The organism is Nannocystis exedens (assembly GCF_002343915.1).
Classification (GTDB): domain Bacteria; phylum Myxococcota_A; class Polyangia; order Nannocystales; family Nannocystaceae; genus Nannocystis; species Nannocystis exedens.
On record NZ_NETK01000002.1, the window covers coordinates 1 to 24,225 of the forward strand.

21 protein-coding genes and 1 pseudogene are annotated in these 24,225 nt (G+C 72.2%); 8 read left to right on the forward strand and 14 right to left on the reverse strand.

Translation table 11 applies throughout. The features are described 5' to 3' along the window. Positions 1-7: 7 nt before the first annotated feature. The 4 genes and pseudogenes from NAEX_RS54845 to NAEX_RS44030 all read left to right on the forward strand — a co-directional run. Positions 8-151, forward strand: a pseudogene (locus NAEX_RS54845) (hypothetical protein); the annotation flags it as partial. Positions 152-340: 189 nt separating this feature from the next. After that, complete coding sequence (locus tag NAEX_RS44020; protein ID WP_096333918.1) at positions 341-538, forward strand: hypothetical protein; 198 nt, start codon at positions 341-343, stop codon at positions 536-538. Beyond that, positions 508-1,260, forward strand: coding sequence for a hypothetical protein (locus NAEX_RS52575; RefSeq protein ID WP_211302625.1), 753 nt, complete (start codon positions 508-510; stop codon positions 1,258-1,260). Before NAEX_RS44020 ends, NAEX_RS52575 begins: the two co-directional genes overlap by 31 nt. Positions 1,261-1,499: 239 nt before the next feature. Then, complete coding sequence (locus tag NAEX_RS44030) at positions 1,500-2,351, forward strand: adenylate/guanylate cyclase domain-containing protein (RefSeq protein ID WP_143825756.1); 852 nt, start codon at positions 1,500-1,502, stop codon at positions 2,349-2,351. Positions 2,352-2,547: 196 nt separating this feature from the next. On the opposite strand, the gene NAEX_RS44035 is transcribed toward NAEX_RS44030, so the two are convergent. The 4 genes from NAEX_RS44035 to NAEX_RS44045 form a co-directional block, all read right to left on the reverse strand. Next, the gene (locus tag NAEX_RS44035) at positions 2,548-4,089 is read right to left on the reverse strand and encodes a YdcF family protein (protein ID WP_143825757.1); all 1,542 of its coding nucleotides are present in this window, start codon (positions 4,087-4,089) and stop codon (positions 2,548-2,550) included. A 213-nt stretch (positions 4,090-4,302) separates the two neighbouring features. Continuing rightward, positions 4,303-4,428 (reverse strand): hypothetical protein, encoded by a 126-nt coding sequence (locus NAEX_RS54170; RefSeq protein ID WP_256254122.1) that lies wholly within the window; start codon positions 4,426-4,428, stop codon positions 4,303-4,305. 71 nt (positions 4,429-4,499) lie between these two features. Beyond that, positions 4,500-6,581 (reverse strand): alpha/beta hydrolase, encoded by a 2,082-nt coding sequence (locus NAEX_RS44040; protein WP_096333383.1) that lies wholly within the window; start codon positions 6,579-6,581, stop codon positions 4,500-4,502. A gap of 233 nt (positions 6,582-6,814) precedes the next feature. Next, positions 6,815-10,000, reverse strand: a complete 3,186-nt coding sequence (locus tag NAEX_RS44045; RefSeq protein WP_100793504.1) for a serine/threonine-protein kinase — start codon at positions 9,998-10,000, stop codon at positions 6,815-6,817. Between the two features lie 88 nt (positions 10,001-10,088). Here NAEX_RS44045 and NAEX_RS44050 point away from each other — a divergent pair, with 88 nt between their 5' ends. Further along, complete coding sequence (locus tag NAEX_RS44050; protein WP_100793503.1) at positions 10,089-11,114, forward strand: NAD-dependent epimerase/dehydratase family protein; 1,026 nt, start codon at positions 10,089-10,091, stop codon at positions 11,112-11,114. Positions 11,115-11,237: 123 nt separating this feature from the next. On the opposite strand, the gene NAEX_RS44055 is transcribed toward NAEX_RS44050, so the two are convergent. Both NAEX_RS44055 and NAEX_RS44060 read right to left on the reverse strand, forming a co-directional pair. Beyond that, a complete protein-coding gene (locus NAEX_RS44055) occupies positions 11,238-11,522 on the reverse strand; it encodes a hypothetical protein (RefSeq protein ID WP_096333923.1) in 285 nt (94 codons plus the stop codon). Positions 11,523-11,655: 133 nt separating this feature from the next. Continuing rightward, entirely contained in the window at positions 11,656-12,441 is a 786-nt protein-coding gene (locus tag NAEX_RS44060) for a crotonase/enoyl-CoA hydratase family protein (protein ID WP_096333924.1), read from the reverse strand. Positions 12,442-12,589: 148 nt separating this feature from the next. On the opposite strand from NAEX_RS44060, the gene NAEX_RS54175 reads away from it, so the two are divergent. Then, positions 12,590-13,351, forward strand: coding sequence for a class I SAM-dependent methyltransferase (locus NAEX_RS54175; protein ID WP_096333925.1), 762 nt, complete (start codon positions 12,590-12,592; stop codon positions 13,349-13,351). Between the two features lie 480 nt (positions 13,352-13,831). Continuing rightward, on the forward strand, positions 13,832-14,938 hold the full coding sequence (locus tag NAEX_RS44070; protein ID WP_096333926.1) for a TFIIB-type zinc ribbon-containing protein: 1,107 nt from the start codon (positions 13,832-13,834) through the stop codon (positions 14,936-14,938). A gap of 85 nt (positions 14,939-15,023) precedes the next feature. On the opposite strand, the gene NAEX_RS44075 is transcribed toward NAEX_RS44070, so the two are convergent. Next, on the reverse strand, positions 15,024-15,890 hold the full coding sequence (locus tag NAEX_RS44075; protein WP_096333927.1) for a 3'(2'),5'-bisphosphate nucleotidase CysQ family protein: 867 nt from the start codon (positions 15,888-15,890) through the stop codon (positions 15,024-15,026). Between the two features lie 273 nt (positions 15,891-16,163). Between NAEX_RS44075 and NAEX_RS44080 the strand changes: the two genes are divergently transcribed. Continuing rightward, a complete protein-coding gene (locus NAEX_RS44080; RefSeq protein WP_096333928.1) occupies positions 16,164-16,775 on the forward strand; it encodes a TetR/AcrR family transcriptional regulator in 612 nt (203 codons plus the stop codon). Positions 16,776-16,780: 5 nt separating this feature from the next. Here the strand turns inward: NAEX_RS44080 and NAEX_RS44085 are convergent, their stop codons facing one another. The 7 genes from NAEX_RS44085 to NAEX_RS44115 all read right to left on the reverse strand — a co-directional run bounded on the left by NAEX_RS44085 (position 16,781) and on the right by NAEX_RS44115 (position 24,205). Beyond that, a complete protein-coding gene (locus NAEX_RS44085; protein WP_096333929.1) occupies positions 16,781-17,623 on the reverse strand; it encodes a hypothetical protein in 843 nt (280 codons plus the stop codon). 398 nt (positions 17,624-18,021) lie between these two features. Next, positions 18,022-18,507: a hypothetical protein gene (locus NAEX_RS44090; protein ID WP_096333930.1), complete on the reverse strand. Its 486-nt coding sequence runs from the start codon at positions 18,505-18,507 to the stop codon at positions 18,022-18,024. Next, complete coding sequence (locus NAEX_RS44095; RefSeq protein WP_096333931.1) at positions 18,504-19,109, reverse strand: hypothetical protein; 606 nt, start codon at positions 19,107-19,109, stop codon at positions 18,504-18,506. The genes NAEX_RS44090 and NAEX_RS44095 overlap by 4 nt, the downstream gene beginning before the upstream one ends. Further along, on the reverse strand, positions 19,106-19,594 hold the full coding sequence (gene greA / locus NAEX_RS44100; RefSeq protein ID WP_096333932.1) for a transcription elongation factor GreA: 489 nt from the start codon (positions 19,592-19,594) through the stop codon (positions 19,106-19,108). The genes NAEX_RS44095 and greA overlap by 4 nt, the downstream gene beginning before the upstream one ends. Then, entirely contained in the window at positions 19,591-22,845 is a 3,255-nt protein-coding gene (gene carB / locus NAEX_RS44105; RefSeq protein ID WP_096333933.1) for a carbamoyl-phosphate synthase large subunit, read from the reverse strand. Before carB ends, greA begins: the two co-directional genes overlap by 4 nt. Before the next feature lie 6 nt (positions 22,846-22,851). After that, positions 22,852-23,580: a HEAT repeat domain-containing protein gene (locus NAEX_RS44110; RefSeq protein ID WP_096333934.1), complete on the reverse strand. Its 729-nt coding sequence runs from the start codon at positions 23,578-23,580 to the stop codon at positions 22,852-22,854. 247 nt (positions 23,581-23,827) lie between these two features. After that, entirely contained in the window at positions 23,828-24,205 is a 378-nt protein-coding gene (locus tag NAEX_RS44115) for a hypothetical protein (RefSeq protein ID WP_143141404.1), read from the reverse strand. Between the last annotated feature and the right edge of the window lie 20 nt (positions 24,206-24,225).

Here is a 24,225-nt window from a genome sequence, read left to right on the forward strand (position 1 = left end):
GCTACGTGTGCGGCGGCGGCTACGGGGTGCTGGTCCGCGGCGGCGAGGTCCACACGTTCAACAAGGGCGACCCCTTCATCGGCCTGCGCCCGCCGCCTACAGCGAGTACGAGCTGCCCTTCGAGACAGGCGACGTGCTGGCGCTGTACACCGACGGCATGGTCGAGGCCCAGGACAGCGCCGGCGCCCGACTACAGCACGCGCCGCCTGCACGAGCTCGTGCGCGCCAACGCCGAGCTGCCGGCCAACCAGATCCTCCAGCGGTGCCTCGACGACTACGGGCAGTTCCGTCGCGTCGACGCCGACGACATCACCCTCATCGTGCTTCGGAGGCGGGCAGCGTGAGTGAGCACGAGTTCGACGACGACCCGATCACGACCAGCGTCGGCTTGACGCTGACGGTCGCGCCCATGGGCGACGCCCGCGGCAACCTGGCGACGACCGTCGGCGAGTCGCTGCTGGCGATGCTGACGGTGTTCTACCGCAGGCGCTGTGCAAGAAGGCCAACGTGGTCATCACCGAGCTGGTCCAGAACGTGATCGACAACGTCAGCGATCCGGGCAGCCAGATGCGCGTCGACCTGCGCATCGACGGCGACGCGCTGCAGGTCCAGGTCACCAACAAGGCGACCCCCGAGCAGTACCAGGACGTCAAGGACCGCGTCGACCGGCTGACGGCCGCGACCGACCCGAAGCGCCTGTTCGCCGACACGCTCCGCGCCCGTCGCATGCAGCGACTGCGCGGCGGGCTCGGCCTCATCCGCCTGGTGTCCGAGAACCGCTTCCGCTTGTCCGACCTATTCGGGCGAGAACCTGACCATGCAGGCGGTGTTTCCTTTGCGAGGTGCGCAATGAACGTCCTCACGTACGGCGAGATCATGGACGGCGGCGTCAGTGTGTTCCACTGCGTCGCGCGCGAGGACGAGGGGAACTTCTCCCTCACGTTCTCGGGCGTGGTCCGGATCGACAACCCTTATCGCTATCTGTCGGCCCTGCTGCAGGACCTGCGCGAGATCCTGCCGAAGCGCGAGATCCAGCGCAGCGTGCTCGACTTCACCGAGCTCGAGTTCTGCAACTCGAACGGCTTCTACGTGATCATGGACATCGTCGAGCTGGTCTATCTGCTGCTGCCCGGGCCGGTGCTGGTCCGTCGCCTGCAAGAGGACGACTGGCAGCAGGAGACGCTGCCGAATCCTGCTCAACCTCGACGAAGAATCGATCGCCGCCCGGACGACCTTCGAGGACGTGCGCGAGAGTTCTGACATGGTGGCGATCCTCGAGCTGGTGGAGCCCATCGCGTTGCGCGTCGATGCCGACGGCCGTGTGACCCCCGGCGTCGCCCGCGGCGGCCCGCTGGCTGGCGGCCCGCCCCGGCGCGCCCAGCCTCGGCGCGCTGTTCGGCGCCGCGTCGCCGGCGTTCCTGCGCAGCCTGGCCGAGAGCAGCGGCAAGGCGGTGCCCGAGAACCCCTGGCCGGAAGGACCTGTCGCCTGGGACCTGTCCTTGGAGCCATCCGATGCGGTGCTGGCGGTCGGCGTGGCGATCCGCCCGCCGCGGGCGCTGGCGTCGCAGCTGGCGCACGCGACCCTGCTCGACAAGAGCCTGGCGCTGGCGGTGCTGCCGCGCGAGTCGGCGGCGCCGCTCGGCGAGCGGCTCCAGCCCAAGGCCTACCGCGAGTCGACGGTGATGTTCATCGACGCGGTCCAGTTCTCGCGCCTGGCCGCCCGCGTCGACCCGGTCACCTGCCTCAAGCAGCTCGACTTCTTCTTCTCGGCCTTCGACCAGATCACCTCGGCGTTCGGGGTCGAGAAGCTGCGCACCGCCGGCGACACCTACGTGGCGGTCTCGGGCATCCCGCACCGCCGCCTGTCGCACGCGGTCGACGCGACGTTCGCCGCGCTCCGCTGCGCTCAGGTGGTGGCGTCGGGGCTGACGCCGAGCGTCGACGAGTGGGACTGGAGCTTCCGCATCGGCCTCCACTCCGGGCCCTGCATCTCCGGCGTGCTCGGCTCCAAGAAGCCGGTCTACGACCTTGTGGGCGACACGGTCAGCGTCGCCAGCCACGTCGAGCGCGTCGGCCAGCCCGACTCGGTGTGCGTGTCGGGCGCGGTCCGTCAGCTCATCGAGCCGTTCTTCTCGCTCGAGTTCATTGCAGACGACGGTGACCCGCAGCGTCGGCGAGATCGAGGTCTACGCGTCCGCGGGCTGCTCCCCGAGCTGCAGGCCGACGGGCAGGCGGTCGTGGCCAACGCCGAGTTCACCGCCCGCTACGAGGCGCGCTTCGCGTCGCCGTGCCCGGCCGCCGCGCAAGAGGCGCTCGGGGTCGAGCTCGGGCAGGGCCTCGACGAGTTCTGAGCGGGCGAGGCGCTCCGACCGAGGATGCCTGTTCGAGCATGTTCGGGACGGGCATGATTTTTCGGGCATTGCCGTAAGGAGCATGTCGTATGGGGCAGCCGGCCAGCCGTGCGAGCTCCTGCGCCGCCCGTCGCCGCGCCGCGGTGACGCCGTCGCTCTCGCGGGAGAGGATGCCGGCCGGCGCGGGCCGCTCCGATCAGTCGAGGCGGTAGTCCTTGAACAGGTAGGCGTAGAAGCCGACGACCTCGCGCAGCAGCGACCACGGCTCGCGCAGCTCGAGCTCGAGATCCGCGTGGGCGCCGGTGGCGTCGACGCCGAAGCGGCGCAGCGCCAGCTTGGTGCGGGTGAGGTGGTAGTACTGGCTGACGGCGATCGCGGAGCGCTCGCCGCGGGCGCGCAGGTCGGCGGCGACGAAGCGGGCGGTGGCGTGGGTGTTGACGCCGCCGCGGTCGACGGCGATCCGCTCGGCCGGGACGCCGCGGGCGACCAGGTAGTCGCGCATGACGTCGGCCTCGTACGGGCTGCCGGGATCCTGGCCGCCGCTGACGATGAGCCGCGGGACGAGGCCGGCGGCGTAGAGGGCGCGGCGCGATCGAGGCGCAGCCGCAGGCGACGCGCGGGCTCGCCGGCGGGGCTGACGTGGTTGCCGAGCACGACGGCGACGTCGGCGGGGCGACCCTCGTCGGTGCAGCCGTCGACGCAGAGGACCAGGAGGTGGACCAGGCCCCAGGCGCACAGCAGGGCGAGGAGGCGGAGGATGTACGTTCGCACCTGGCGCATGGGACCTGTCCTCATGGACCTGTGACTTCGGCCTCCGGCGGGCGCACGGGCAGGCAGCTGAGCTGGGCGGAGTCGGGGTCGTAGCGGAAGGTGTCGTGGAGGGCCAGGAGGCGGCGCGCGTAGCTGTGGAGGCGCTCGGGTCGCATCGCTCGCCAGGCGACGCCGGCGGCCCCGGTGGTGTCGAACACGTGCACACGGCCGAGGCGATCGCGGGCGGGTCGACGATCATCATGTGATGGTACATGCGCTCGCCGCCGCGGGCGCGGGCGCGGTGCGAGACGCTGCAGAGGTGGAGGACGTCCGGGACCAGGGCCGCGATCAGGGCCTCGGGGCCGAGCTCGGCGAGGCGGAGGTCGAGCACCTCGAGGCCGCGCGGGAGGACGCCCTCGGGCAAGCGGGCCGCGATCTGCAGGAGGGCGGCGCGACCGGCCTGGGCGCCGTCCCGACACGACTCGAAGCCGCCCGGCGGCTCGCAGGGCACGAGGTCGGCGAGCTCGAGCCGCGGCAACCACAGCAGGCGGACGCCCTCGAGGAAGCCGCCGAGGCAGCCGAGGTCGTATGTCCCGGAGGACAGGCGCACGGGCCGGCCGGCGTCGGTGCGGCAGAAGCCGGCGGGCTCGGCGAGGCGGATGTGCCCGAGGCGCTCCCAGGCGTCGACCTCGGCCCAGCGATCGGGCTCGAAGGCGAGCTCGAGGCCGCGGAAGATCGCGGCGGGGTCGCGGGCGCGCAGGCCCGAGGCGAGCGCCGGCGGGACGCGGGGGTAGTGCGCGAGCGAGGGCCAGCGCTCCAGGAGGTCGGCGTCGCGGGCGTCGACCGGCTCGAGGTGCACGGCCGGGCGCGGCGGGGCGGGCGAGGGCGGTGGGTCAGGCGGTTCGGGCTCGGGAAAAGCGGCAGGCGCCGGCTCGCCGCACGCGAGCGCGGCCGCCAGGCCAGCCGTGAGCACCCGTGGGCCGCGCACGCCGTGCATCTAACCGCAGCCGGACGGATTCGTCGAGGCGCGCGGTCGTACCCCGGGACGCGACGACCGCCGCCGTCCCGCAGGAGCCTGGCGGGGTTGCCGGCCCGGCGATGCTCGCGTCGCTGGTGTCCGGCGACGAGCCCGTGCGGGCCGAGGAGGCAGGGCGCGGGCACGCGTCGAGTCGTGCCTGCCGTGGTGCGGCGCCCGGGCGTTTCAGCGGCGCTGGCTGCGGGCCACGCTTTGCCGCTGCTCCAGGGCCGAAGGGCCGAGCCACGGCGCGGGCAGGTGCGACTCGAGCAGGTGCGCCACGGCCGTGTTCGCCGCTGGCCCGAAGGACATGCCCGTCAGGTCATGCCTCGATCGACATGTCTTTATGAAAATGTTCGATAGGGCATGGCCTTTCAACCATGTCAGTGCGAAGCGGCGATCACGGTGACCGTGCGGCGCAGCACCAGGGTGGTCCAGGTGTCGGTCAGCGGCAGGGCGGGGATCGTGACGCTGCCGTCGGGGCCGGCGACCACCTCGCCGTGGTCCTGGCCGAACGACCAGGCGATCCGCTCGCCGGGGCGACAGCGGAAGGCCTGGGTGCGGCGCGGGGTCACGTCGACGAAGGCGGGCAGCTCGGCCATCACCCGGTCGCCCTCGCTCGGGTAGCCCGGGGCGGGCGGGTCGGCGCCCTCGCCGGCGTGGACACGCAGGGCGAATTGCAGGCGGTCGACGGTGTCGACGACCGAGGCGCCGTCCCAGCGGAGGAACCGGCCGAGCGCGCCGGCGATGGCGCCGTCCCAGCCGGTGTCGCCGGCGACCGCGACCTCGCCGGCGAAGCCCGCGTTGGCGCTCCAGTCCTGCTTGCCGTTGCCGGCGCCGACGCCAGGGTCGTCGTCGAGCGACGAGTAGGAGAACGCGGGGAACGCCCGGTCGCGGCGCAGGGTGGCCTCGTCGCCGCTGATCGGCGCCCACGAGCCGGCCCACCAGCTGTCTCCGAGGACAGGATCGGCGACGCCGTGGCCGCCCTCGTCCCAGATGGCGAAGTGGCCGACGCCGCGGCTCTGCAGCGCCTCGTAAAAGCTCTCGCCGGTGCGCGGGCTCGGCAGCACGGTGGCGCCGAAGTGGATGGTCGGGTCGTCCTTGCCGTGCTTGAGGAACAGGAATTGGTCGCGGGCCTCGCTCGACTCGGCGAGCGCGCGCGTCAGGTCCATGTGGTCCCACGCCGACAGGCCGCCGCCGCCGTCGAGGTCGAGCTCGGGCGCGCCCCACCACCCGGACAGCTGGGTGATCCGCGACGGCCGGTGGTTGCGCGCGATCGCCTGGCCGAGGCGCGCGTCGACGTAGGCGAAGTGACGCCCGCGCAACAGGCCGAGCAGCATCGCCCCGGCGCCGCCCATCGAGCTGCCGTAGACGTAGACCCGCTGCGGGTCGGCCTCGGGGTGGTGGCGCAGCACGTACTCGACGAGGTGGAGCACGCGGCGCATGGTGTAATCGGGCGCCGCGCCGCCGGCCGCGGGCTCGGCCTCGGGCAGCGACGACGCGTAGCCCCACCAGTAGGTGTTGTCGGGGTCGTGCGGGGAGATCCGGATCTCGTTCGCCGAGCCGGTGCCGCCGGGGTTGGCGGTGGCGAAGCCGTGCAGGCCGATCCGCACCGGTACGCCCTCGGGCGGGACCTCGAGCGGGACCATGACCTTGGCGACGAACTCGCGGCCGGCGTAGCCCGGGCTGTCGAGGTAATCATCTGTCTTTTGCGACAGGGTGTAACGGACATACCCGCTGGCGTCGAGGAACTCGGTGTCGACGACCTCGGGCCACGGCGGCTGGATGGTGTCGCGGACGACGACGTCGAAGGCGGTCTCGACGCGCGACTCGCCGTCGTTGGCGAGCACGGTGACCGTCCAGCGATCGCCGCCCTGCGTGAAGTCGGGGGTGAAGCGGAAGGTGCGGGTCGACTCGTCCCAGGTGGCGCCCGGCGGCAGGCCGAGCAGGTGGATCCGCAGGGCCTTGGGATCGGCGACGTCGACGACGTCGATGACGAGGCCGACCTCGGTGTCCTCGTCGACCCCGACCTCGGCGGGGACGAGGATCCGCGGGGCCGAGCGGTCGACGGCGAGGGTCAGCGGCCGCGACTCCTCGTCGCCGCGGCGGACCACGACCTCGTAGTCGCCGCGCTTGCGCGGGCCGCTGCGGGCGTGCAGCTCGCCGCCCGAGACGAACGTGGTCGGCAGCTCCCGGCCGGCGAAGACGACGACGCTGGAGGTGGTGAAGCCGGCGCCGGTGACGTGGAGGTCGAACTCGACGCCGCCCGGGGCGGGGTCGGGCGAGAGCGCGTCGAGCTCGAGCGGCGCGAGCTGGGGGCCGCCCAGCGGGCCGTCGCCGACGGGCGGGCGAGACGGCGGAGACTGCTCGTCGATGGCGCCCGAAGGTCCGCTGTAACAGCCGGCGAGGGCGAGCCACGCGACCGTGAGGCACGCGCGCGAGACCAGGCCAGAGCACGACAACATGCGCTGATCTTTCCCACGACGTGTGCCGTTCCGCCAGCGCCGACCTGCAGAATTTCTGTGACGTGCTCGCAAGGCCGGCGAGCGGACGGCCTGCGATCCGGCGCACAAGGTAGTCCGCGGGGCGCACAGCCGGGGCGAGAGGTCGCCGCGACCACCGGAGCGTCGCCCCCGCTCGTTCCCCTAGGGTCGCCGCCGGATGTCGATTGCGACATGGCGGAAAGGACATGCGAGGATCAGCCCGGGTGACGCTCGAGCCAGGCGTCGATTTCGGCCCGGTAGTGCTTCGCCCCTGCCTGACGGAACAGGGTCTGCGCCGAGACGGCGAGGGTGCGCGCTTTCGCGCGGTCTGCGCGGCTGTCCCAGAGGACCTGTGCGAGCTGGAACTCGGCGTGGGCGCGCTGGATCGGGGCGTTGCGCGGGTCGAGCAAGGCGAGGCTGCCCTCGAGGTCGCGGCGGGCGTCGTCGAAGCGTCCCTGGAGCTGCCGCACCCTGGCGCGGGGGGTCAGGACCTCGGACATCCACAGCGAGCCGGCGCCGTAGTTGCGCTCGATCGAGGCGACGGCGGCGTCGGCCTCGCGCTCGGCCCCGGACAGGTCGCCGAGGCCGGCGAGGGCGACCGCCCGCATCGCTCGACTGACGGCGGTATAGAGGTTGTCCTCGCCGAGCACGGAGATGGAGAGGGGCAAGGCCTTGTCGGTGTGGTCGCGGGCGGCGGCGTAGTCGTCGCGGGCGAGCTCGATCTGGGCCAGGGCGAGGTGGGCCAGCACGGTGCCCTGGGGGTCGGGGCTCTGCGCCGAGCTCCAGATGACGAGCGCGCGGGTGGCGTGCTGCTCGGCCAGTCCGAGCTCGCCGCGCACCAGCTGGACCGAGGCGAGGCGCTCGAGCATCGCGGCGACGCGGGTGCTCCGGGGGCCGAAGTTGTGCTCCCAGATCGCCCGCGCCTCGTCGAAGGCGTCGAGGGCCGCGCCGAAGTCGCCGCGCTGGGCGGCGATGTCGGCCAGCGCCGAGAGCGGGTAGGCGAGCCGCTCGTGGCGCGGGGGCAGGGCGGCGCGCAGGATCGTCAGCGCGGCGCGCTGGTGCTTCTCGGCGGTGTCGAAGTCGCCGCGCAGGGTGGCGACGTTGCCGAGGTCGGACAGCGAGAAGGCGTTGTTCGGGTGACCCTCGCCGTAGATGTCGCGGCGCAGGGCCAGGAGCTCCTCGAAGATCGCCTGCGCCGGGTCGAGCTGGCCGAGGCTGAGGTGGACGTTGGCGAGGTTCTGGCGGGTGGTGACGGCGGAGACCGAGCGCTCGGGCAGGTCGGCGAGCGAGCGCCGGTAGTGCTCGATGGCGGTGGTGTACTCGCGGCGGGCCTCGGCGATCTGGCCGCGGCGGAACTCGAGGTCGCCGCCGAGGCGCGGGGGGCGACCGAGCCGCTCGTAGAGGGCCTCGGCGTTGCGCAGCCACGGCCCGGCGTCGTCGGGGTGGCCGAGGATCTGCGCGAGGCGGCCGGAGAAGGCGCTGGCGGTGTCGAAGGCGAGGCGGTCGTGGCCGGCGGCGAGCGCCTCCCAGTAGGCCTCGCCGTAAACGCGGGCGCCGTCGTCGTACTTGCTGGCGACGAACAGCTGCTCGGCGAGCTGGGCGAGCACCTCGGCGCGCAGCGGGCGGTAGCCGAGGTCGCGCGAGCGCTGCTCGGCGGCCTCGAGCAGCGCCAGGCCGGCGCCGGGATGGCCGGCGGACACCTCGGCGCTGGCGACCGAGACCTGGTCGCGCAGCGCCTGCACGTCGTCGAGGAGCGCGGGCGGGGGCGGGGCCACTTCGGCGCGCAGGGCGTCGAGGTCGGCGCAGCGACTGGGCGGCGGCAGGGCCTCGACGGCGTCGTGGGCGTGCGCGACGACGTCGGCGTCGGCGCCCGTGAGCACGCCGAGCAGGGCGTCGAGCTGGTGGCGGCGATCCTCGAGGCAGTGCATCCGCCTGTCCAAAAGGTCATGTGATTGCTCGCCGCGGATGTTGGCCGCCGCGCACGCGTCGGTGTGACCGGCGATCCAGGCCTCGGCCCAGGCGTCGACGCGGGCGCCGGCGCGGGCGGCCGCGTCGGGGGCGTAGGGCAGGCCGGTGGCGGCGAAGGCGGCGTCGAGGGCGGCGCGTCGCTCGGGGTTCCACGTCGGCGCGAGCGCCTCGGCGGCGCCGGTGCACAGCGCGGGCGCGTCGCCGGCGAGGGCGAACGCGACGGCGCCGGCGACCAGGGCCGCGCCGCCGGCGGCCACGGCCCAGCGCCTGCGGTCGCGCCGCAGCGGCCGCTCGAGCGCGTCGAGCAGCGCCTGCATCGACGGCCACCTGTCCCCCGGTTCAGTCGAGAGGCCGCGGAGGATGGCGCGGTGGATCGCCGGCGGGACCCTGGCCGGGCGCCGCGGCGGATCGATCTGCCCGCGGGCCTTGGCCGCCTCGAGCGCGAACAGGTTGTCGCCGCTGAACGGGCGGTTGCCGTACAGACCCTCGTAGAGCGCGACGCAGAAGCTGAACTGATCGGCGCGCTCGTCGATCGCGGCGCCGCCCCGCTGCTCCGGGGCCATGTACGCCGGCGTGCCGACGAGGGTGCCCGCGCGGGTGAGCGGGCCGGACACCAGCGACGAGGACAGCGGATCGATCGGGGCGCGGGCCTCGGGGGCGGCGGCGGTCGCCGGCTCGACCTCGCCGGCGGGCCGCGCCAGGCCGAAGTCGAACACGCAGATCCGACCTGTCTCTCCGACCAGGACGTTGCCGGGCTTGAAGTCGCGGTGGATGATGCCGACGGCGTGAGCGGCGACCAGGCCGCGGCCGGCGGCGAGGAACACGTCGAGGACCTCGCGCACGCCGCGGACGCGCTCGTCGAGCCACTGCGCGAGGGTGATGCCCGGCACGTACTCCATCACCAGGAACACGCCGGCGGCCTGCGAGATCCTGTCCTTCGGGGCAGGCTGTGTGCGGTGCGGGCCGATCCTCAGGGTGGTGAGCGCGTCGGCGTCGTAGCTGCCGACGTCGTGGACGGCGACGACGTTGCCGTGCGACAGGCGGGCCAGCGCCTGGGCCTCGCGCACCAGGCGGGCGTGGGCGGCCTGGGCCGGGCCGTCGCCGGGGGCCACGCGCAGCAGCTTGATCGCGACCTTGCGGTCGAGGCTGGGGTCATAGGCGAGGTAGACGACACCCATGCCGCCGGCGCCGAGGCGACGCACGAGGACGTAACGGGTGAGCTGGAGCGCGCGCTCGCGCTGCGACAGCGACGAGCGGTCGAGGTCCGGCGGCGAGCTCGGAGGGGGCGTCGAGGCCCGCGCGCCGGGCGACAGATCTCCGGCGAGCGTCTCGTCGGTGGCGAAATCCGGCTGCGGAGGAGGGTCGCCGACAAGCGTGGGATCGGGGTCCGGCCCGGAGGACCGCGGGGTGGGATCACCGCCGGCGCGCGACATCTGCGGGCCCAGGTTAACCCGGCGGTGCGGCGCCGTCGTGCCGGGCTTGAGGCGCAATGCCGCGCGCCTGTATCATCCCGCCGATCGCATGACCGTCCTCGTCACCGGCGCCGCGGGACACATCGGCGCGAATTTAGTCCGTACGTTGCTGTCTCGCGGCGAGCGCGTCCGCGTGCTCGTCCGCAACTCTCAGCGCGCGCTCGCGGGACTCGACGTCGAACGCATCACCGGCGACGTGCGCGATCCGGACGCGGCGCGCCGCGCGACCGCCGGCGTCGAGGTCGTGTATCACCTCGCGGCCCAGATCTCGATCTCGGGCGATCCGCGGGGCCTGGTGCGCGCGGTCAACGTCGACGGGGTGCGCTCGATCGCCGAGGCGGCGCTGGCGGCGGGCGTGCGCCGGCTGGTCCACTGCAGCTCGGTCCACGCGTTCGACCTCTATCGCGAGGGCACGGGCGACGTGGAGGTCGACGAGCGCTGGCCGCGGGTGCCCGACGAGCCGAGCCACTTCGCGTACGACCGCTCGAAGGCGGCCGGCGAGCGGGCGCTCCGCGAGGTGATGGGCCGCGGCCTCGACGCGGTGATCGTCCACCCGTCGGGCGTGATCGGGCCGTACGACTTCGGACCGTCGCGGATGGGCCGGATGTTCCTGCAGCTGTACCGCCGGTCGCTGCCGAGCCTGATCGACGGGGCGTTCGACTTCGTCGACGTGCGCGACGTGGTGGCCGGGATGCTGGCGGCGCAGGCCCGCGGCGAGAGCGGCGAGAACTACCTGCTGACGGGGCACACGGTGCACGTGCGCGACATCGGGACGATCGCCGAGGCGATCACCGGCGTGAAGCCGCCGCGGCTGGTGGCGCCGATCTGGTTCGCTCGCCTCGGCGTGCCGCTGTTCGGGGTCGCCGGCGCGGTGATGCGGCAGGAGCCGCTCTACACCCACGAGTCGCTGTCGGTGCTGGCGACCCGCGCGCGCTTCGACCACGGCAAGGCCGCGCGCGCGCTCGGCTACACGGTCCGGCCGTTCCCCGACAGCGTGCGCGACATCTACGAGTGGTTCGACGCCGCCGGGATGCTCGGGAAGAGGCGCCTGGCGAGCAGCGAGACGCGGATCTGAGGCGGCTGTCCCGCCGGACAGGCCGGCGGGACAGCGGGCGAGCCCGAGAGTCCGCAGGACGCTCCGGGCATGTCGAAAAGGACAGGGCCTTGGGGGCATGTCGCCGAGGACATGCCCGAAAGGTCACCAGGAGGGCTTCTCTTCCTCGGGGCCCGGGTCGGGCTTGGCGGCGCCCGACGGCTTGTCGGCGGCGGGGGCGGGCGGCGGGGTCGCCGGCGCGGCCTCGGGCGCGGCGGGCGGAGCGGCGACCGGCGCGGGCGTCGGCTGGGGTTGAGCGGGCGGCGGGGTCGCGGTCTTGGTGTCGGCCTTGGTCTCGACTTTCTTGGCGTCCTTGCTGCCGCAGGCCGGGGTGGTGGCTGTGGCGAGCAGCATGGTGGCCGCGAGGAACTTCTCCAGGTCGATCTTCATCGCTGTCTCCTTCGTGGCGCGGTCGCCGCGCCGTGCCGCGCGAGTATAACCCCGTCGCCGCGGGTCGCCATCGAACCGGCGCAGCGGCGGACGGGCGGGCTGCGCGGGCTCGCCGCGAGACCTGGCCGAGAGGTCAGGTGCCGGTGAACCGGGCGGCGCGGCGCTCGATGAACGACTGCAGGCCCTCGCGCGCGTCGTCCGAGCCCATGATCGCGCGGACCTCGTCCATCATGCCGGCGAGGGCGGCCTCGGGGCCGCGCAGGGCGGTGGTGCGGGCGGTCGAGAGGGTGGCCCGCACGCCGAGCGGGGCCTGGGCGGCGATCGTGGCCGCGATCTCGGCGGCGCGCTCGACCTGCTTGCCGGGCTCGACCACTTCCTGCACGAGGCCGATCCGCAGCGCCTCGGCGGCGTCGAAGCTGTCGCCGGTGAGGAGCCAGCGCATCGCGTTGCCCCATCCGGCGACCTGCGGCAGCCGCAAGGTCGCGCCGCCGAACGGGAAGATCCCGCGCCGGATCTCGATCTGGCCGAAGCGCGCGTCGCCGGCGGCGATCCGGACGTCGGCGGCCAGCATCAACTCGATGCCGAGCGTCAGACAGTAGCCCTGGACGGCCATCACGACCGGTTTGCTGCGCACGCGGCCGTAGAGGCCGAGCGGGTCGACGGCGCCCGCCGGGAACAGCGGCTCGCCGCGGGCGACGGCGGGGCCGACCTCGGCGAGGTCGAGGCCGGCGGTGAAGTGATCGCCGTGGGCGAACACGACGGCGCAGCGCAGCTGCGGGTCGTCCTCGAACTCGGTGAAGGCCTCGGCCAGCTGCCGCAGCATGGCGAGGTCGAAGGCGTTGCGCTTGGGGGCGCGGTCGAGGCCGATCATCCGCACGTGGCCGTTTGTCTGGGTCGAGATCCGGCGGTCCGTGGACATGCACGCGAGTCTACACCGGGGAGCGGCGCTGCTGGATGGTCGAAGGCACATGTTGGAAGAGACATGCGGTGCATGGACGTCTGATCGTGCCGGTGCGCGCGAGGGGCCGAGGGGGTGACGCGGCGGTGCGGTGTGGTATCATGGAGGCATGACCGCCGAGCCGTCCGGGGACGAAATGTTGGCCGCGCTGATCGAGCTGCACCGCGGGCTCGAGCGCATGGGGCCGGGAGATCCGCAGTTCAGCCGGGAGATCCTGGCGAGCCTGCCGGCGCTGCCGGAGCGGCCGCGGATCGCCGACCTGGGGTGCGGGGCGGGGGCAGGGGCGCTGCTGCTGGCGGAGACGTTCGGGGTGCCGGTGGTCGCGGTCGACGCGTCGCGGGCGTTCCTCGATCAGCTCGAGGCGCGGGCGCGCGAGCGCGGGCTCGCGTCGCTGGTGCGCGCGGTGGAGGGCGACTTCGGAGCGCTCGACTGGCCGGCCGAATCGCTCGATCTGCTGTGGTCGGAGGGAGCCGCGTACCACCTGACGTTCGCCGGCGCGCTGCAGCGCTGGCGGCCCTTGCTGGCTCGCGGCGGGATCGCGGTGATCTCGGAGGCGGGCTGGTGGACCGAGACGCCGGCCGCGGCGGCGCGCGAGTTCTGGGCCGCCGCTTATCCGGCGATGGGGACGGAGGCGGCGAACGCCGAGCGGGCGCGCGAGGCGGGGTTCGAGGTGCTCGCGGTGCGTCGGCTGCCGGCGCGGGCGTGGTGGGACAACTACTACGGGCCGCGGCTGGGGCGGGTCGAGGAGGTCCGGGGGACGGCGAGCGCGGCGATGCAGGCGATCATCGACGCGATGGAGGCGGAGGTGGCGATGTTCCGCGCGCACGGGGACGACTACGGGTACTCGTTCTATGTGCTGCGGGCGGCGTGACGGCGAGGATGGTCGAAAGGACAGGTGAGCCCGGCGAGGTCGGGGCGCAGGGGGGACGGTGAACAGGTGTTCGCCCGGCGTCGTGGCGAGCTGGTCCCGTCGACGATGACGCTCCCCGAGCCCCCGACGATCCGGGCGAGGGCCCAGGAGCGAGGTGCCGGTCTCACCGATGACGGCGTTCTCGTTGCCGCCGTGGCACACAGCGTGCGGGTCGACGAGGCACCAGCCGACGATGTCGTGGTGCGAGCGGTCGTCGCGGGCGATCTCGATCTCGCGCGCGCCGGGCGAAGGCGACGAAGAAGGGGTCCGAGCTGTCCATAGCGACCTGTCCCTTCAGCTCCTGGACGGTCGCGGTGGTGTGGGTGGAGGCCGCAGGCAAGGGCCGGCCGGAGGCGGTCCTGGAGGCACGATCGCGCACCGCCGAGCGGCGCGGTCCGGGCCGTCGCGGGCGACCGGGGCGCTCGGGTACACTCGCGGCCGATGGCCGAGCGCGACCCCGAAACGACCGTGGCCCTCGGTGAGGGCAAGCTGACGTTCCCCTGCGAGCAGTGCGGCTCGGCCCTCGAATACTCGCCCGGCTCGGACAACCTGCGCTGCAACCACTGCGGTCACACGCAGGCGATCGGCGGCGAGAAGGCGGTCCTCGAACATGACTTCGAGGACATGTTGCAGCGGATCGCCCGGGCGCCGGCGTCGACGCTGGGCGGCCACAGCATCCAGTGCGAGGGCTGCGGCGCGCAGGCGATGCTGGCCGGCCAGGCGGGTCGCTGCGCCTTCTGCGGCGCGCCGGTGGTGATGGACGTGAAGGAGCTCGGCGAGATCGTGCCGCCCGAGTCGCTGCTGCCGTTCGGCATCGACGGGCCGAAGGCGCGCGAGGCGTTCCAGCAGTGGGTCCGCAAGCTGTGGTTCGCGCCGAACGACCTCAAGCGGCTGGCGCAGGTGCACGGGGTCGACGGGGTCTACCTGCCGTACTGGACCTACGACTCGCAGACGACCACGCGCTACAAGGGGCTGCGCGGCGACCACTACTACGTGACCGAGTCGTACACCGACGCGCAGGGCAACCGGCAGACGCGGCAGGTGCAGAAGACCCGCTGGCGCCCGGCGAGCGGGACGGTCCACGTCGGCTTCGACGACGTGCTGGTGTGCGCGTCGCCGTCGCTGCCGCGGCCGCTGATCGAGAAGCTCGAACCGTGGGACCTCCACAACCTGCGCGGCTTCGAGGCCGGCTACCTCAGCGGGTTCATCGCCGAGCGCTACCGGATCGGGCTCCAGGAGGGGTTCCAGATCGCCGACGAGCGCATGCAGCCGGAGATCCGCTCCGCCATCCGCAGCGACATCGGCGGCGACGTGCAGCAGATCCTGTCGATGTCGGTCCGCCACGAGTCGGTGAAGTGCAAGCACGTGCTCCTGCCGCTGTGGATCTCGAGCTTCCGCTACAAGGAGAAAGTGTTCCGCTTCATCGTCAACGCGCGCACCGGCGAGGTCGCGGGCGAGCGGCCGTGGAGCGTGGTCAAGATCGTGCTGACGGTCCTGACGGTGGCCGCGGTGATCGCGGCGATCGTCGTGATCGCAAAGTCGCGCTGAGGTCGGCGCTTGGGGGCATGTCCGCACGGACAGGGGCCAGGACACATGTCCAATAGAACATGTGCCAGGACACCTGTCCGCGAGGTCATCCGTGCGGCGAGCGGAACCAGTCGTCGACGAGCGGACGGATGGCCGCCAGGATCTCGTCGTGGTGCGCGCCGTGCGAGGCGACCAAACCATTGTCGTGGCCGAGCCGGCGCGGGTCGTAGACCAGCGGGTGGCCCCACAAGTCGGTGATCTTGCCGCCAACGGCGCGCAGCAGGGCCCACGGCGCGCAGGTGTCCCACAGCTTGGTGCCGCTGCGCGGGTGCACGTAGAGGTCGGCCTCGCCGCGGGCGATGGTGCCGACCTTCACGCCGACGGAGCCGAGCCGGAGGTTGCGCTCGGGCGGGATGCGGAGCGCCTGCATGACCTCGAGGGTCTTCGGGGAGGCGTGGCTCAGGCTGCTGACGAGGCGCAGCTCGGCGAGCGAGCGATGACTCGCGCGCAGCGGGGTGGCCGCGCCGCCTGCGTCGACGACGACCGCTTCGCGGCGATCGGGCGTGCAGACGCCCCACGAGAGGCGCGCCGCGCCGGCCTCGTAGACGACGCCGAGGACGGGCTCGCCGCCGATGCAGAGGCCGATCTGGATCGCCCAGCAGGTCTCGCCGCGCGCGTACTCGGCGGTGCCGTCGATCGGGTCGACGTACCAGCAGCGCGAGACGTCGGCGGCTGCAGCGGCATCGTCGGCGGACTCCTCGGCGACGACCGCGTCGCCGGGGAAGGCCGCGCGCAGCGCAGCGACGAGGCGTGCGTTGATCTCGGTGTCCGCGCGCGTCACCGGGCCTTCGTCGTCAGGCTTGTCCTGGGCCTGCATGGCGTCGGCGCCACCTGTCTGATAGGCCAGGGCGATGGCGCCGGCTTCGCGGGCGAGTGAGAGGACGAGTCGGAGCTCGGGGTCGAAAGTGGCCACGCGGGGAACTCTTTCCGGCGCCCTCGGGCGCTCTCTGAAGGGGGTGGCGAGATCTCACTGAGGACGCGGCCGGGACCGGGTCATCGGGAGACGCCTGATAGACGAGCCAATCTTTGAATAACCTGGCGACAAAACAGCGGAAATCAGCCGTCTCCCGAGGCTGGCATTTTTCTCGCTGAACGTCATTTTTGGGGGTTACGAACCTTGTTCCAAGTTGCGCCCCTGGCGAAATCCAAGGTTCCGTCAGGCAAAAAAACCTGCTAGTCATGAGGAATGTCACGTGTTCAGCGAGCAGGCCTACGACAGGGAATCATCCAAACCAGCCTCGAGATCGGGAGCGAACGCGGTGAAGAAGGGCTGACGATGCGCGGCATCGCAGCGCGACTCGGAGTCAGCGCCACCGCGCTCTATCAGCACTTCGAGAGTAAATCGAAGATCCTCCGCGAGATCCGGATCTACGGGGCCGAACTGCTGCAGAGCGAGGTATTGGAGCCCGCAGCATCGACCGAGGACCCGGCAGAGCGCCTCGTCCACGCCGGGCGCAACTATGTGCAATTCGCCAAGTCGCACAAGTGGCTGTACTCGGTGATGATGGGTAACGAGCAGATCGATTGGTCGCAGCACAACACCGAGGAGGTGGACCTGCTGCTGCGCCCGCTCAAGACGTTCCAGGGCTGGCTGGAGGAGGGCGCGGCGCGCGGCTGCTGGCGCGGCGACGTCGACCTGTCGCTCGCCTCCTTCCGTATTTGGATGTCGCTCCACGGGCTCTGTACGATGCTGCTGTCGGGGCGCATCAGCGAGGCCCATCCGGCGTTCCCCCGCAAGGACGAGCAGAGCTTCGTCGACGAGTTCATCGTCTCGATGATCGCCTGTCTCAAGCCCTGAGCGGGCTAGGCGGGCACGAAGCACGCCCCGATGCTCTCGAACCCGGGCGAGGGGCTCGGAAACAGCGGTTCACAGAGGGAGGGCGACGCGCACTGCGCGTCGCCCTCGTTCGTGTCGCAGGTCGAGGTGCAGCAGCTCGAAGAGCCGCAATTCGGCACCAGCGCCCCGGGCATGCACACGTAGGTGGGGGCGCAGCCGCGGCCGTTGAACTCCGAACAATTGGCGCCCTCGGTGCCCATGTCGACGTCGAGCAGCATCTCGCAGACGAAACGATCGGTGCCCTGCCGACAGCCGAGGCCGGACGGACACATGGCCACGAGAGGATCACAGCTGTCCGCGCAGTAGGTCGTGCCGCTGAAAGGGCTGGTGACGCACAGGCCTGGATCGCACTCGGTGTCGTTGCGGCAGATCGGGAAGCAGAGGCCGGCGGTCGGATCGTCCTGCGTCAGCGAGAGGCACACGGTGCCGGCGCCGCACCCGTCTTGCCCGCTCTCGGGCGCGGGCACGCACGCGTCGAGCGGCAGGATGGCGCCGTCGTCGGGCACGCACTTGAAGTGGTTCTGCAGGCCGCCCTCGCTGACGGCGGTACACTTCTGTCCTTCGGGACATGCGGGAGTTCCGGACGGTTCACAGTCGTAGACCGGGTTCAGGTCCGGCGGCGGCTCGGGCGCTCCAGTGGTCGGCTGCATGTCACCCCCGCTCTCGGTGTCCGTGTCGCCGTCCTCGTCGCCCTGGTTCCCCGCCGTGTCGTCGTCGTCGAAGGGGACGCGCTGACATGCCCCGAGGGACAGGAACACAAGGACAGAGGCGAGGCGAGCGCCCGGGCCGCGGAGGTGCGCGTCGAACATGCGCTCACAGTAGCAGGTGCCCGCGCGCCCGGCCCGGCGCCCCCCTGCGCGAGCCGGTCGAGTCCGATCGCGGACCGAGGCCGAGGTCGCGCGACGATCGAGGTTCGGCGCCGCGGACCTGCAAGGAGCGACGGGTCGTGATGCAGACCCAGGTCGACCGAGGTGGTCGCTGTGCATGGGCTCGGCGGACTTGTGTCCGCGAGCGCGGCCGTCGCACGGGCTCGGCGGACTCGTGTCCGCGAGGATCCATCGCATGGGCTCGGCGGACTTGCGTCCGCGGGTGACTGCGATCGCATGGGCTCGGCGGACTTGCGTCCGAGGCGAGCCGAGCTCGACCATGCGTCGGGGGACGGCGCCGCTAGCAAGGTCGGGGACGCGGCGAGTCGGTCGCGCCCGAGCTACAGGGCGGCGGTGCGCAGGTCGGCGATGGCGGTCGCGCAGGCGTGGACGATCGTGCGTGCGTGGTCGAGGCCCTGCTGCGCGGCCTGGTTGGGGCCGCGGTGGATCTGGACGAGGACCTCGGCGCCGGCCGAACCGGCGGTGATGGCGACAGGGATCGCCATCAGGGCGCGCGCGGACTCGGCGGCGCGCGTTCCCAGGGGGACCTGGTTCTCGGGGCCGCTGTCGCCGAGCAGGCGCAAGTGGTCGACGTAGCTGCGGCCCCAGCGCGACTCGGCGGCGGCCAGGGCCTCGGGGGTGCCCTGGGCGCGGGCCCAGGCGACCAGGACGGCGTTGAGGGCCATGCCGGCCGCGCGGCGGGCGTGAGTGAGGGCGGTGCGGCGGACGGCCACGTGGTCGGCGCCCGCCTCGAGCTCGGTCAGCGCGGACCGCATCCAGGCGTCCGCATCGAGGCGCCACAGCCAGTGGGCCTCGGCCTCCGTCATCCCGACGAGCTCCCCGAGCTGGTTGACCCGGTCGAGCTGGTCGACTCGGTGGTCGAGCCCGTGGTGGTGGTCGAGTCGGTCGAGGTGCTCGTGGTGGACGAGGTGCTCGAGTCGGTGGTGCTCGAGGTCGTGGTCGTGTCGGTGGTCGACGTGGTCGTCGTGTCGGTGGTCGACGAGGTGGTCGTGGTGTCGGTCGCGGTGCCGTCGGTCGCGGTGCCGTCGGTGGTCGTGCCGGTCATCGACGAGGCGGTGGCGGAGCCGTCGGTCGGGCCGGTGGCGCTCTCGCTGATGCTGTTGCTGCCCGGGCCGGCGATGTCGCGCTTGGACGGGAGGTCGTCGCGGATCGGCATGTCGGGCAGGCCGGGGCCGGCGGAGTCGGTGTCGACGCTCTCGGAGACGACGCACGTGCCGATGACGCCTGGCTTGAAGCAAGCGTCGCCGGACAGGATCTTCTCGCCCTCGGCGTAGCACTCGAGGCCGACGCCGCAGTCGCTCGCGCAGCGGCACGGATCGCCGGCCTTGGGCCGGCAGCCCGCGAGCGCGACCAGCATGGCCAGCGCGACGCCGGGGGCGAAGGTCTGGCGCGGGCGTCGGGGCGTCACGAAATCGCCTTGTACTCGATGCGGACGACCTCGTACTCGCGGTCGCCCTTGGGCAGCTTGACCAGGACCTCGTCGCCGACGCGCTTGCCGAGCATCGCCCGGGCGATCGGGGCGCCGAGCGAGATCTTGCCGTTGCTGGCGTCGGACTCGTCCTCGCCGACGATCTGGTAGACGACCTTCTGGTCGTTCTCGAGGTCGAGCATCGTCACCGTGGCGCCGAAGGTGACCTTGTCTTCCTTGACGGTCTCGGGGTCGATCACCTGGGCGAGGCCGAGGCGCGACTCGAGGTAGCGCATGCGCGCGTCGAGCTGGGCCTGGCGCTCCTTGGCGGCGTGGTACTCGGCGTTCTCACGCAGGTCGCCGTGGCCGAGCGCGGTCTCAATGTCACGGACGTTCTCGGGGCGATCGACTTCCTTGATCTGCTTGAGCTCGGCGCGCAGCTTGGCGTACCCGGCGGGGGTCATCGGGATCTTCTGCTCGGTCATGGCGTGTCCTGAGTCGCGGACGGAGGCGCAGGCTCTCGATGATAGTCCTGCAGGGTGCGGGCGACGAGGGTTTTTTCGCCGCTGCGCACCGCCTGGATCGCGCGCGCCGCGGCCATCGCCGCGGAGATCGTCGTAAAGTGCGGGATCTTCTGCATCAGCGAGGTGCGCCGGATGCTGAAGCTGTCGCGGATGGCCTGCGCGCCGACGGTGGTGTTGATGACCATGGCGATGGTGCCGTTGACCAGCGCGTCGACGATGTGCGGGCGGCCCTCCTTGACCTTGTTGATGAGCTCGCAGTCGAGGCCGGCGGCCCGGATGGCGGCCGCGGTGCCGCGGGTGGCGACGATGCCGAAGCCGAGGTCGACGAGGTGGCGGACGACCGGCATGACGAGGTCCTTGTCGTCGTCGCGGACGCTGACGAAGACCCGGCCCGACTGCGGCAAGGCGACGCCGGCCGCCAGCAGGCCCTTGTAGAACGCCGCTCCGAAGTCGGCGGCGACGCCCATGACCTCGCCGGTGCTGCGCATCTCGGGGCCGAGGATGGTGTCGACGCCCGGGAACTTGTGGAAGGGGAACACCGAGACCTTGACGCTGACCTGGGCCGGCATGCGCTCTTCCAGGCCCATCGACGCCAGCGGCTCGCCGGCGGCCACCCGGGCGGCGATCTTGGCGAACGGGACGCCGGTGGCCTTGGCGACGAACGGGACGGTGCGGCTGGCGCGAGGGTTGACCTCGAGCACGTAGACCGCGTCGCCCTGGCGGGCGAACTGGACGTTCATCAGGCCGACCACGCGGAGCTCGCGCGCGAGCGCCACCGTGGTGCGCCGGATCTCCGCCAGCACCCCCGGCGGGGCCAGCACCGGCGGCAGCGAGCAGCCGGAGTCGCCCGAGTGCACGCCGGCCTCCTCGATGTGCTCCATCACCCCGGCGATGACGACGTCCTTGCCGTCGGCGACGGCGTCGACGTCGAACTCGGCGGCGTTGTGCAGGAACTCGTCGACCAGCACCGGGTGATCGGGCGAGGCCAGCACGGCGGTGCGCATGTACTCGTCGAGCTCGGCGCGGTCGTAGACGACGCGCATGGCCCGGCCGCCGAGGACGTAGCTCGGGCGCACCAGCACCGGGAAGCCGATCCGCTCGGCGATCCCGCGCGCCTCGTCCGGGGAGCGGGCGACGCCCCAGCGCGGGCAGCGGACGCCGAGGCGCTGCAGCAGCTCGCCGAAGCGGCCGCGGTCCTCGGCGAGGTCGATCGCCTCGGCCGAGGTGCCGAGCAGCTTGTAGCCGGCCCGCTCGATCTCGGCGGCGAGGCGCAGCGGGGTCTGGCCGCCGAACTGCACGAGCACGCCGACGATCTCGCCGCGGGCTGACTCATGGGCCAGGACCTCGAGGACATGTTCCGCGGTCAATGGCTCGAAGTACAGGCGGTCGCTGGTGTCGTAGTCGGTCGAGACCGTCTCGGGGTTGCAGTTGACCATGATCGTCTCGTAGCCGGCCTCGCGCAGGGCGAAGCTGGCGTGGACGCAGCAGTAGTCGAACTCGATGCCCTGGCCGATCCGGTTGGGCCCGCCGCCGAGGATGACGACCTTCTTGCGGGCGGTGACCTCGGCCTCGTCCTCCTCCTCGTAGGTCGAGTAGAGGTAAGGGGTGCCGGCGGCGAACTCGGCGGCGCAGGTGTCGATGCGCTTGTAGACCGGGCGCAGGCCGGCGGCCTCGCGCTCGGCCCGGAGCTCGCGCTCGGGGACGCCGCGGAGCTGGGCCAGGCGGCGGTCGGACAGGCCGGAGCGCTTGGCCCGGGCCAGCAGCGGGGCGCCGAGCGGGCCGGGCGGGGCGCTCTGGACGTCGGCCTCGACGGCGAGGATCGCCTGGATCTGGGCGAGGAACCACGGGTCGATGCGCGTCAGCTCGTGGACGCGCTCGGGCGAGACGCCGGCGCGCAGGGCGTTGCCGACGTGCCACAGGCGCTGCGGGTGCGGCCGCCCGAGCGGCGCCTCGGCGGCGGCCAGGCCGTCGCCCTCGAGCGGGAGGTCGAAGCCGTGGGTGCCGGTCTCGAGCCCGCACATGGCCTTGCCGAGCGACTCGCGGAAGGTGCGGCCGATCGCCATGACCTCGCCGACCGACTTCATCTGGATCGTCAGGGTCTCGTCGGTGCCGGCGAACTTCTCGAAGGCGAAGCGCGGGATCTTGGTGACGACGTAGTCGATGCTCGGCTCGAAGCTGGCCGGGGTCGCGCGGGTGATGTCGTTCTGCAGCTCGTCGAGCGTGTAGCCGACGGCCAGCTTGGCGGCGAACTTGGCGATCGGGAAGCCGGTGGCCTTCGACGCCAGCGCCGACGAGCGCGACACGCGGGGGTTCATCTCGATGACGATCTGGCGCCCGGTCCGCGGGTCGACGGCGAACTGGATGTTGCAGCCGCCGGTCGACACGCCGATCTCGGTGACGACCGCGCGCGCCGCGTCGCGCATGCGCTGGTACTCCTTGTCGGTCAGCGTCTGCGCCGGGGCGATCGTGATGCTGTCGCCGGTGTGGACGCCCATCGGGTCGAGGTTCTCGATCGAGCAGATGACGACGAAGTTGTCCTTCGCGTCGCGCATGACCTCGAGCTCGTACTCCTTCCAGCCGAGCACCGACTCCTCGATCAGGATCTCGCCGCGCATGCTCTCGGCCAGCGCGTGCTGGACGTGGGCCTCGAACTCCTCGCGGTTGTAGGAGATGGCGGCCCCGCTGCCGCCGAGGGTGAAGCTGGCGCGGATGATGGTGGGGAAGCCGATCTGCTCGAGCGCCGCCCACGCCTCGGCCACCGAGTGGCAGTAGAAGCTGCGCGGGACGTCGAGGCCGATCTTCTTCATCGACGCCTTGAACTTGTCGCGGTCCTCGGCCCGCTCGATGGCGTCGAGGTCGGCGCCGATCAGCTCGACGCCGTACTTGGCCAAGATCCCGCGCTTGCCGGCCTCGATGGCGAGGTTCAGCGCGGTCTGGCCGCCGACCGTCGGCAGCACCGCCTGCGGCCGCTCGGCCTTGATCACGCGCTCGAGGAACTCGGGCGTCAGCGGCTCGACGTAGGTCCGATCGGCGAGATCGGGGTCGGTCATGATCGTCGCCGGGTTCGAGTTGATGAGGACGACCTCGTAGCCCTCTTCACGCAGGGCCTTGGTCGCCTGGGTGCCCGAGTAGTCGAACTCGCAGGCCTGACCGATGACGATCGGGCCCGAGCCGAGGACGACGATCCGACGCAAGTCGTTGCGGCGCGGCATGGAAGATCAGCGCTCCTTGATGTGGGTGCCGTCGAAGGTGTGGTCGTTGCCGATGGCCTTGTGGATGACGTCGCGGTGGGCGCTGACGTCCCAGCCGAGGCGCGCGAGGCCGGTGAGGATCCGGGTGCGCAGGCGCAGCGAGTCCTCGGCGGGGTTGCCGAGGCGGGCGACCAGCGGCCCGAGCGAGCGCTGCTCGCCGATGTCGAGCAGCGCCTCGACGGCGAAGAAGCGCACGCCCTCGTCGGGATCCTCGAGGTAGCCGGCGAGGATGTCCGGCACGCGCGGGTCGTCGATCTCCTGCAGGTGCGTGAGCAGCTGCAGCTTGGCGCTCGGGTCGCGCTCGTAGCCCGGCGGGTGGTGGGCCAGCAGCGCGTTCAGGATGTCCCACTCCTGCTGCTTGCTCGCCAGCTCCTCGACCACCCGCAGGACCCAGGCGATGTTGTCGCTCTGGAGGCAGAACTCCTTGGCCGCCGGCAGCACGGTGTCGAGCGGGAGGCCGAGCAGGCGCTTGTACAGCCAGCCCTTCTCCTCCTCGTCCTCGATGCTCTTGCTGGCGTTCATCGTGAACCGCTTCATCAGGCCGACGATCGCCGGGATGTCGCCCATCTCGAGCAGCTGCTCCATCGCGTAGTAGCGGTCGGCCGACTGCGCGTACTGGTTCTGGACAGTCTTGATGTGCTTGTCGAGCTTGCTCTTGCTGCGACCCGCGCTGCTGAAGAGGTCCTTGAATCCCACGATCGTCCCCGTGTCGCTGCGGGCCCCGCGAGCCCGCGGTTTTCGGCCCGGTGGGGCCGCGTAGCAAGAGCCCCGGGAAGGGGCTCCATGAGATCGGGCCAGAGGTGCCCGCGTGCAAGTGGCCCGGTGGGCCGTGAAGCGAAGTTTCTGGCCCAGGGGGCCGGGAGGCAGGTTCGCGCGCCGTGAGGGCGAGGCGCCGTGAGGCAGGCCCGGCGCGAGCGCCGAGGCGGAGGAGCCGCCCGCGGCTTCAGGAGGTGGTGTCGCCGCCGGTGGAAGTTGCGCCGGTCGTGGCGGTCGCGCCCGTGGCGTCGGTCGCGTCGGTCGCGCCGCCGGTGCCGTCGCTGTCGGTGCCGGTCCCGGTGGTCGTCGGCTCGGGCGGCGGGGGTGGACCGCTGGCGTTCGCGCCGGTGGCGCCGAGCTTGCACGCGCCCACGGAGTCGTCGTCGGGCGTGTCCTTGCGGTGGCAGCAGCCGTCGATCCGACACTCGTAGCCGTCCGGACACTCGGCCGCGTCGTCGGGCTCGCAGGCGAACTGCACCGCGTCGCTCGGGGCGTTGAAGCAGGCCGACAGCGCGGCCGACCCGAACAGCAGGCCGCACAACATGGCGTTCGCGACATGGCGCATGGGTCCTGTTCCTTCGGCCA

What these genes read in the sequence shown, in the direction of transcription:
- NAEX_RS54170 (WP_256254122.1), bottom strand. Translation starts at nt 4,428, where the DNA reads ATGTCCTTCGGGCCAGCGGCGAACACGGCCGTGGCGCACCTGCTCGAG.
- NAEX_RS44040 (WP_096333383.1), bottom strand. Translation starts at nt 6,581, where the DNA reads ATGTTGTCGTGCTCTGGCCTGGTCTCGCGCGCGTGCCTCACGGTCGCG.
- NAEX_RS44045 (WP_100793504.1), bottom strand. Translation starts at nt 10,000, where the DNA reads ATGTCGCGCGCCGGCGGTGATCCCACCCCGCGGTCCTCCGGGCCGGAC.
- NAEX_RS44050 (WP_100793503.1), top strand. Translation starts at nt 10,089, where the DNA reads ATGACCGTCCTCGTCACCGGCGCCGCGGGACACATCGGCGCGAATTTA.
- NAEX_RS44055 (WP_096333923.1), bottom strand. Translation starts at nt 11,522, where the DNA reads ATGAAGATCGACCTGGAGAAGTTCCTCGCGGCCACCATGCTGCTCGCC.
- NAEX_RS44060 (WP_096333924.1), bottom strand. Translation starts at nt 12,441, where the DNA reads ATGTCCACGGACCGCCGGATCTCGACCCAGACAAACGGCCACGTGCGG.
- NAEX_RS54175 (WP_096333925.1), top strand. Translation starts at nt 12,590, where the DNA reads ATGACCGCCGAGCCGTCCGGGGACGAAATGTTGGCCGCGCTGATCGAG.
- NAEX_RS44070 (WP_096333926.1), top strand. Translation starts at nt 13,832, where the DNA reads ATGGCCGAGCGCGACCCCGAAACGACCGTGGCCCTCGGTGAGGGCAAG.
- NAEX_RS44080 (WP_096333928.1), top strand. Translation starts at nt 16,164, where the DNA reads ATGTCACGTGTTCAGCGAGCAGGCCTACGACAGGGAATCATCCAAACC.
- NAEX_RS44085 (WP_096333929.1), bottom strand. Translation starts at nt 17,623, where the DNA reads ATGTTCGACGCGCACCTCCGCGGCCCGGGCGCTCGCCTCGCCTCTGTC.
- NAEX_RS44090 (WP_096333930.1), bottom strand. Translation starts at nt 18,507, where the DNA reads ATGACGGAGGCCGAGGCCCACTGGCTGTGGCGCCTCGATGCGGACGCC.
- greA (WP_096333932.1), bottom strand. Translation starts at nt 19,594, where the DNA reads ATGACCGAGCAGAAGATCCCGATGACCCCCGCCGGGTACGCCAAGCTG.
- carB (WP_096333933.1), bottom strand. Translation starts at nt 22,845, where the DNA reads ATGCCGCGCCGCAACGACTTGCGTCGGATCGTCGTCCTCGGCTCGGGC.
- NAEX_RS44115 (WP_143141404.1), bottom strand. Translation starts at nt 24,205, where the DNA reads ATGCGCCATGTCGCGAACGCCATGTTGTGCGGCCTGCTGTTCGGGTCG.